This is a genomic window from Nereida sp. (genome assembly GCF_965655635.1).
Taxonomy (GTDB): domain Bacteria; phylum Pseudomonadota; class Alphaproteobacteria; order Rhodobacterales; family Rhodobacteraceae; genus Nereida.
In genome coordinates this window covers 1-8,287 of record NZ_CBFHHE010000052.1, presented here as the reverse complement: position 1 = coordinate 8,287, position 8,287 = coordinate 1, and the positions used below count along the sequence as shown (strand labels likewise).

The following is an 8,287-nucleotide window of genomic DNA, read 5'->3' as shown; positions in this document are numbered from 1 at the left end:
AGATTGCGAGGCGATTGCGGATCATGGGCGCAGGCCTTTTGCACAGTTCTCGGGATTATATCGCTCGCCATCAAATTTTATTGGGAGTCAACGAGCAAATTGGTGAAACCGTAAACTACGCTGTTCCGGGGGCAGACGGAATGAACTACCTGGATCGCGTAGAGACAGATTGGGCTTTTCGAATTCAGCAGCCAATTGGCTCTAGCGTTCCTTTCCACTGCACAGCTAGCGGCAAGTGTTTTTTAGCCAGTCTCCCGAAGAGGCATCAATTAGCTCTTGTCGAAAGCCTTAACCTTACTGCAATGACGGTGAATACTATAACCGATAAAGCCGTACTCATAGATGAACTAAGCGAGATAAGAGCCAACGGCTACGCCCTTGATAGAGAAGAATTCATGCCCGGTTTGATAGCAATTGCTGTACCGATTTTCGACCTTGAAAATCGATTTGTCGCGGGGTTAGCTTATCATGGACCAACCCAACGACTGAACCTTTCATCCATGATTGAGACTAGAGAAGTACTTATAACTGCAAGCCAAAAATTAGAAAAAATACTTTTTCTGGAGTGATTTTTTGTTGTGTATCATGTCTGCCTCAAGCAAGCTTCAACGGTATTTTAGGACAAAATATACGAATTTCTAACCCACTGTTTAAGCGCTAATGGAGAACTAAGACATTATGAAAATATTTCGTTATTCAATTATATTTTTATACTGTCTCACGTTATCGGCGTTCGCCAATCCTCGGTACTTTCTTTTCCCAGGCGAAGCTATTGAATTTTCTTCTAAATATGATCAAAATTTGAACATCTTCGGTATCGTCAACAGCATAAAAAGCTCGGACAACAGCGAGATCGGTTACGAGTTCAAATTATTGGACCGATCAAATAGCGTTACGGTAATTTACGATAGTTATCTGCCTGAACTCTTCGGACCCGGGATTCCAGCCGTCATCAGCGGTAAATTTAAAAACGACATCTTCGTTGCCACCACCATTTTACTTGAATTTAGCTCAGATTTTTTTCCAGAAGCCGCCCTTAACGAGCTCAAATCTTATGGAGTAAAGATTGAAAATTAAACTGTTTGAAGAGTTAGCCCGTTAGTCTGATTGTGATCCTTTAATTACCGTATTTTAAGAGAAAAATTCAAAGATTTTAACTTAATCAAAGTAATCTTTTACATCCTAATTGGGATATCAGAACTCTAAAGTAGCCGGCCGGAAAATTTAAAAATCGAGGTTTTCAACCGACAACGCGTTGTTCTGAATAAAGTCGCGACGCGGCTCAACGACGTCCCCCATCAGCTTTGTAAAGATGTCATCTGCATCTGCCACGTCTTCAATTTTGACTTGCAACAGGGTCCGCGCATCAGGATCCAGAGTCGTCTCCCAAAGCTGATCAGGGTTCATTTCCCCTAGACCTTTGTAGCGCTGCAGCGACAGACCTTTTTCGCCCTCTTCAAGGACAGCAGCCAACAGATCAAGCGGACCGTAAATTGGTACGGTACGATCTTTGCGATACAACTTGGCAGGCAGGCTATATACTTCTTGAAGCGCCTCAGTCATCGTGCCGGTCCGACGCGATTCACCGCTGCGCAGCATAGGCCCGTCTAGAACCCGCGCTTCCTCAACGCCGCGTAAAATTCGGGTCAAACGCATGCCTTTGTCTTGGGTTGGGCGGCCCGTCCAGCCGCGCTCGTACTCAAGCGCAATCAAGTTCAAACGCTCTGCGACTTTGTCCGCAACGCCCTGCAAATCGGCGTCCAGAACGCCCGGCACAAACGCCCCAGCGATCGCAGCTTGCTCAAGAATATGACGCGGATAGTGGGTTGGGAATGCCTCCAGCACTCGGCGCACTTGACGCGCATCTTCGACGACACGGCGCAAATCTTGACCTGAAATCTCTTCACCCGATTGTAACTGCAAAACAGCACCGTCGATCCCTTGGTCAATGAGGTAATCATCCATCGCCGCTTGGTCTTTTAGGTAAACTTCGGACTTACCGCGTGCCACTTTGTAAAGCGGTGGTTGCGCAATGTAGAGGTAACCCTTTTCGATCAACTCAGGCATCTGACGGAAGAAGAACGTCAACAAGAGCGTCCGAATGTGGGCACCATCAACGTCCGCATCGGTCATGATGACGATTTTGTGGTAGCGCAACTTTTCAATGTTGAACTCGTCACGGCCAATGCCAGTACCAAGCGCCATCACAAGATTACCAATCTCTTGGCTGCCAAGCATGCGATCAAAACGCGCGCGCTCAACGTTCAAAATCTTACCTTTCAGGGGCAAAATAGCTTGCGTCTGACGGTCACGGCCAGTCTGCGCTGAGCCCCCCGCAGAGTCACCCTCGACGAGGAAAACTTCAGTTTTTGACGGGTCTTTTTCCGAACAGTCTTTCAGTTTACCCGCAAGGAAATTTACATCCATGGCCGTCTTGCGACGCGTCAGTTCACGGGCTTTGCGCGCAGCCTCTCGCGCCATTGCCGCCTCAATGATTTTGCCGACAACAATCTTGGCCTCATTGGGGTTCTCGCCGAACCACTCGAGAAGTTTCTCTCCCACAAGGCTTTCAACTGCAGGGCGGACTTCGGACGACACAAGTTTGTCTTTGGTTTGGCTAGAGAATTTCGGATCCGGCACTTTTACCGACAAAACGCAGGTCAGCCCTTCACGGGCATCATCACCCGTAAAGTTCACCTTTTCACGTTTGGCGATGCCTGTATCTTGGGCATATTTTTGAATAGTCCGCGTCAACGCACTACGGAAACCCGCCATGTGGGTGCCACCATCACGCTGCGGAATGTTGTTGGTGAATGGCAGCACATTCTCGTGATAGCTGTCATTCCACCACATCGCGACTTCAACGCCGATGTCGTCTTTTTCACCTTTAACGTAGATGGGCGTGTCCATCACAGAAGACTTTGAGCGATCCAAATATTTAACGAATTCTTTCACGCCACCGTCGTAAAACAACTCACTCTTCAATGCTTCTGCAGGACGCTCATCAACCAAGATGATCCGCACACCCGAGTTCAAAAACGCCAGTTCGCGCAGCCGCTTTTCAAGGGTTTCAAAACTGTAATCAAGATTGCTGAACGTCTCTAGAGACGAAAGAAAACGCACCTCAGTACCTGTCTCTTCAGAGGGGCCTACCCGCTCAAGATGTTTGACTGTATCGCCGCGCTCAAACCGTGCGATATGCTCGGACCCATCACGCCATACACGCAGCTCAAGCCAATCCGACAATGCATTTACAACCGACACACCAACACCGTGAAGGCCGCCCGAAACCTTGTAGGAATTGCTGTCAAACTTACCGCCTGCGTGCAGCTGTGTCATGATGACTTCTGCTGCAGAAACACCTTCTTCTTCGTGCATTCCAACAGGAATGCCGCGGCCGTTGTCACGAACCGAAATGCTCGAGTCATCGTGAATTGTAACCGTGACATAATCCGCATGACCGGCCAGCGCCTCGTCAATCCCGTTATCAACGACCTCGTAGACCATGTGGTGCAGACCAGAACCGTCATCGGTATCGCCGATATACATTCCAGGGCGCTTACGAACAGCCTCTAACCCCTTGAGAACCTTAATAGAATCGGCACCGTATTCCTGCGGTGTGACTGGCGTGTCGGACATGCGATTGTTACCTCGTATTTTCACACTTTTATACGAGGTTTAGCGCTGATTGTCACGCCTCACCGCTATATTTTGCGTCAGGTAAACGGAATGACCAACCCAACCAAAATCAGCAATACTCCACTGGTCAGATTGATCCGTTTTAGGCCTGTTTGAGAGGTCAAGACTGCGCGGATTCGCTCGACAAATACGGCCAAAATTATGTTGCCTGTCAGCGGAACAACAAACGACAATGTACAAATCATAAACGCATCGCGCCACGTTACCTGCGTCAGATCAAAGAACCCCGGTAAGACGCCAACATAGAACAAGATCGCCTTGGGATTGCCGATGATCACCGCAATACCGGCCACAAACCCCGCCATCATGCCGGGTCGAGTTAACCTGCTGTCTGAGCCAAGGGCGCGGTCATAATTACGGATCAGAGAGTATCCCATAACAAAAAATATGATCGAAGCCGCATATCGCAGGACAATCATAAATTCCTCAAACTGAGTGACAAAGACAGACACGCCAAAAATGGCCACGATTGGCCACAGGAAGTCACCCAAAGCCACACCAAGGGCGAGCGGCCAAGCGGACTGAAATCCACCAGATAACCCACGGGCAATCAAAGCCACCCAAACGGGTCCGGGCGTCATGAACAAGACAAGCAGCGAGCCCGCATAAAGAAGCGCGCCCGCCAAATCGATGGTCATGCAATGTGCCCTTCGTCATTGAGCGGCCAAAACGGATTACACGCGACCTCCCAAACATGGCCATCTGGATCAGCGAACGCCCCAGAATAGCCGCCCCAAAAGATAGCCGCTGGTTTCTTCACAGGTTTGGCGCCTGCACTTAATGCCAAGTCATACGCCGCATCGACTTCGGCCTCGGTTGGGTAGTTTTGTGACAGATTTGACGCGCCACACCCCAAATCGTCGATGCTCAAATCAAGATCTTCAGCCATTTTCCCAAGACTGTAGAGCCCAAACTTAGCGCCGCCGATATCGTAGAAAGCGACATCATCCGTCGCTTCTTCCAAAACCCAACCAAGCGCCGCGTAGAAAGCTTTCGACACAGCCAAATCGGCGACACCTAAAGTGATTAACGTAACTCTGTTTGCCTGCACTGCACCCACTCCATTACTAAACGCTCGCTTCGCGCACTGTATCCGCGTCAACTTCAAGGTACGTTGCCCGCTCTCCCAATGCATCAAACAAATGTGGTTCTGTCCCCGTCATCCACGCCTGCGCGCCCAAGGCAGTTATTTCATCATAAAGTGCCGCACGGCGTCCTGCATCAAGGTGTGCCGCTACTTCGTCCAACAACAGTAGAGGCGGCGCACCAACATCGGCAATAAGCGCCCGCGCATTCGCTAAGATCAGCGAGATTAACAGCGCTTTCTGCTCACCTGTTGAACAATCTCGCGCAGGAACGTCTTTGACCGCATAAACCGCATCAAGATCACTGCGATGAGGACCCACCAGCGTGCGCCCTGCCCGTAAATCTTGCGCACGACTGCCTTGAAATGCTTGCAGCAAGTCATCCTCATTGCCAATCGGCGCGTCCTCGACCTCAAGCAACGATAGCGTCGCTGTCGGAAAACTTGTCTGCGCCGCTTCCTGTGCTGCCGTCAGCTTCATGACCGCATCACGCCGATTGCGCATAATGGCCATGCCGCTATCCGCCATCTGCACTTCAAGCGCACGATACCAATGTGGATCCTGAACCATATCCTTCAGAAGGCGGTTCCGCTCGCGCATAGCTTTTTCATATGACAGGGTTGCTTCCGCATGTGTCGGGTGGAAGCTCATGGCCATGCGGTCTAGAAAACGACGACGCCCATCTGCGCCCTCAATCCAAAGACGGTCCATCGCTGGGATCAACCACAAGACCCGTGCAATCTGTCCAAGCGCTATCTGGGTGGCCGCTTTGCCATCAATTTTAACTTGGCGGGCAGCGTGATCTTTTGACCACGTCTCTACCTCATAACTTTGACCCGAAGCAGATAGTTCACCAGTCACCTTCCAGCCCAATGCCTCTGGACGGCGGGTCATGGCCTCGGCAGATGCGCGGCGCAAACCACGTCCTGGCGACAGTAAGCTTACCGCTTCAATCAGGTTAGTTTTTCCGGCACCGTTTGCGCCAAATATTGCCACAGGCCGCGCATCACACTCAACGACAGCGCGTTTGTGCGATCTAAAATGGGACAGGCTCAGGCGTGAAAGATGAAGTTCACTCACACGCGCATCGGCATGACGACGTAAATCGCCGATTGGTCATTGCCTTCGCGCATCAGCGTGGGATCGCCAGCTGAATTGAACAAGAAGACAGCATTCTCGCGGTCTACCTGACTAGCGATTTCAAGCAGATATTTTGCGTTGAAGCCAATCTCAAGACGCTCATCCCCATACGCAACGGCAAGCTCTTCTTCGGCCGCGCCCGCATCGGGGGCGTTCACTGACAGAACCAAACGGTCTTCATCAAGCTGCAGCTTCACAGCACGGCTCCGCTCGGAGGATACAGTTGCCACACGGTCAACAGCCTTTGCAAAGTCCGCTGCATCAACTTCCATCTTGCGCGTATTTCCCTGTGGGATAACGCGCGTGTAGTCAGGAAATGTGCCGTCAATAACTTTGGACGTCAGCGTAATCGCAGGTGTCGCAAACCGGATTTTTGTCTCCGAGACAGACACCGCGATCTGAACTTCGTCATCATCCAGAAGTTTGCGCAGCTCGTTAACAGTTTTGCGCGGCACGATAACGCCAGCCATGCCAGACGCGCCCTCAGGCATATCCGCATCAATTCGCGCCAGGCGGTGACCGTCAGTCGCGACTGCGCGGAGCACATGACCCCCATCACTGTCCGCGATATGCAGGTAAACACCGTTCAAATAATACCGTGTTTCTTCGGTACTGATCGCGAACTTTGATTTATCAAACAAACGGCGCAGCACAGGTGATGGAGCGCCGAAATTCGTTTGATACTCAGACGACGCCATAACTGGAAAGTCTTCTTTCGGCAGGGTCGCGAGATTAAAATTGGAGCGTCCAGCTTCAACGGTCAATCGGCCAGCGGCACTGTCATCCGTCAAAGTAACCATGGCACCGTCAGGCAATTTGCGAACGATTTCATGCAATGTCACGGCAGACACAGTCGTCGCGCCAGCGCGCTCAACCATGGCATCCGCTTTATCAACAACCTCGATATCAAGATCGGTCGCACGGAAAGAAACGCTGTTTCCTTCAGCCTCGATCAAAACATTCGCAAGGATCGGAATTGTATTGCGCCGCTCAACAACCGATTGCGCTTGGCTCACTGCTTTTAAAAGCGTGGCCCGTTCAATGCTGAGTTTCATCGACTCACTCCTGCCGCCAATTCTGACCGCACTAAGCACGGTGCTAGAGCGGGCAGATTACCTCATAACAGGCTCGCAGCAAGTGCTTTTCTGCTACGCTTCCAGAGTACGACGTAGCATTTCCAGATCATCAGCAATATGGCTATCAATCTGACAAAGCTCGGTGATTTTCTTAACCCCGTGCATCACTGTTGTGTGGTCACGGCCACCAAACTTGCGTCCGATTTCAGGCAATGAGCGTTGTGTCATGGTCTTGGCCAAGAACATTGCCACCTGACGAGGCCGTGCAAAAGCACGTAGGCGTTTGGGACCCACCAAGTCGGATTGGCGGAGATTATAATGATCACAAACGACACGCTGGATTTCTTCGATGCTTACTTTGCGATCACTTTCCCGAAGAGTATCAGTCAAACATTCTTGCACCAATTCAAGATCAACAGGGCGGCCCACGAGATGCGCAAAAGCGAACAAGCGCGTTAGCGCCCCCTCAAGAACGCGGACGTTCTTTGAGATACGGTGCGCCAGAAACTCTAGCACATCATCGTTGATTTTCACGTCAGGATAAGAAGCGCCATACATCTCGGCCTTGGACTGCAGAATACCAAGGCGCAGCTCAAAGTTCGTGGGGTGCAAGTCCACAATCAAACCTGACTGAAGGCGGGACTTGATACGCTCTTCAAGGTCTTTAATTTCACCAGGCGCACGGTCTGCAGAAATAATGATCTGTTTGTTGGCACTGATCAACGCGTTGAAAGTATGGAAGAACTCTTCCTGTGTGCTGTCTTTACCCGCAATAAACTGCACGTCGTCAATCATTAAAATATCAACGGAATGCAGCATGGCCTTAAAGTCCATGGTTTTCCGGCTACGGATCGCTTGGATGAAACGGTACATGAATTGATCGGCTGATAGATACAGCACGCGCTTCTCAGGCTGACGGGCTTGCAACTCATGGGCGATCGCATGCATCAAGTGGGTCTTACCTAGACCTACGCCACCGTATAAAAACAGTGGGTTAAAAGTAACATCGCCACCCTCTGCGACACGGCGCGCAGCAGCATGAGCCAACTCGTTTGGCTTGCCCACAACAAAAGTATCAAACGTGAATTGAGAGTTGAGGGGATTGCCCTGCATATCCATTTTTGGCGCTGCGGCAACGGGGCGATCCGTAGGGGTAGGAGCAGGGGTGGCACGAGGGGCGCCGCGGCTGACCTGAAAGCTCAGACGGTCAGCCTGCAGGCCGTTCATGTTCAGCTGGTACAGAATAGCATCTGCATAGTTGGATTGGACATAGTTGCCCATAAAAGC

General features: G+C 50.9%; 8 protein-coding genes. 2 read left to right on the top strand and 6 right to left on the bottom strand.

Annotated features, from left to right (window positions below; genetic code table 11):
* The coding region (locus ACTF5M_RS10995) for an IclR family transcriptional regulator (protein WP_438961022.1) at positions 1-569 on the top strand (569 nt) is incomplete at its 5' end.
* Between the two features lie 109 nt (positions 570-678).
* Positions 679-1,077, top strand: a complete 399-nt coding sequence (locus ACTF5M_RS10990) for a cytochrome c maturation protein CcmE domain-containing protein (protein WP_438961021.1) — start codon at positions 679-681, stop codon at positions 1,075-1,077.
* Between the two features lie 147 nt (positions 1,078-1,224).
* Here the strand turns inward: ACTF5M_RS10990 and gyrB are convergent, their stop codons facing one another.
* The 6 genes from gyrB to dnaA all read right to left on the bottom strand — a co-directional run.
* A complete protein-coding gene (gene gyrB / locus ACTF5M_RS10985) occupies positions 1,225-3,639 on the bottom strand; it encodes a DNA topoisomerase (ATP-hydrolyzing) subunit B (RefSeq protein WP_048598616.1) in 2,415 nt (804 codons plus the stop codon).
* A 77-nt stretch (positions 3,640-3,716) separates the two neighbouring features.
* Positions 3,717-4,337 (bottom strand): LysE family translocator, encoded by a 621-nt coding sequence (locus ACTF5M_RS10980; RefSeq protein WP_048598615.1) that lies wholly within the window; start codon positions 4,335-4,337, stop codon positions 3,717-3,719.
* Positions 4,334-4,750 (bottom strand): VOC family protein, encoded by a 417-nt coding sequence (locus ACTF5M_RS10975; protein ID WP_048598614.1) that lies wholly within the window; start codon positions 4,748-4,750, stop codon positions 4,334-4,336. Before ACTF5M_RS10975 ends, ACTF5M_RS10980 begins: the two co-directional genes overlap by 4 nt.
* A gap of 16 nt (positions 4,751-4,766) precedes the next feature.
* Positions 4,767-5,864, bottom strand: coding sequence for a DNA replication/repair protein RecF (gene recF, locus ACTF5M_RS10970; RefSeq protein ID WP_048598613.1), 1,098 nt, complete (start codon positions 5,862-5,864; stop codon positions 4,767-4,769).
* Positions 5,861-6,979: a DNA polymerase III subunit beta gene (gene dnaN / locus ACTF5M_RS10965; RefSeq protein ID WP_048598612.1), complete on the bottom strand. Its 1,119-nt coding sequence runs from the start codon at positions 6,977-6,979 to the stop codon at positions 5,861-5,863. The genes recF and dnaN overlap by 4 nt, the downstream gene beginning before the upstream one ends.
* Positions 6,980-7,072: 93 nt before the next feature.
* Positions 7,073-8,287, bottom strand: a 1,215-nt coding sequence (dnaA, locus tag ACTF5M_RS10960; protein ID WP_438961020.1) for a chromosomal replication initiator protein DnaA, incomplete at its 5' end; no start/stop codon positions are given.

What these genes read in the sequence shown, in the direction of transcription:
- ACTF5M_RS10990 (WP_438961021.1), top strand. Translation starts at nt 679, where the DNA reads ATGAAAATATTTCGTTATTCAATTATATTTTTATACTGTCTCACGTTA.
- gyrB (WP_048598616.1), bottom strand. Translation starts at nt 3,639, where the DNA reads ATGTCCGACACGCCAGTCACACCGCAGGAATACGGTGCCGATTCTATT.
- ACTF5M_RS10980 (WP_048598615.1), bottom strand. Translation starts at nt 4,337, where the DNA reads ATGACCATCGATTTGGCGGGCGCGCTTCTTTATGCGGGCTCGCTGCTT.
- dnaN (WP_048598612.1), bottom strand. Translation starts at nt 6,979, where the DNA reads ATGAAACTCAGCATTGAACGGGCCACGCTTTTAAAAGCAGTGAGCCAA.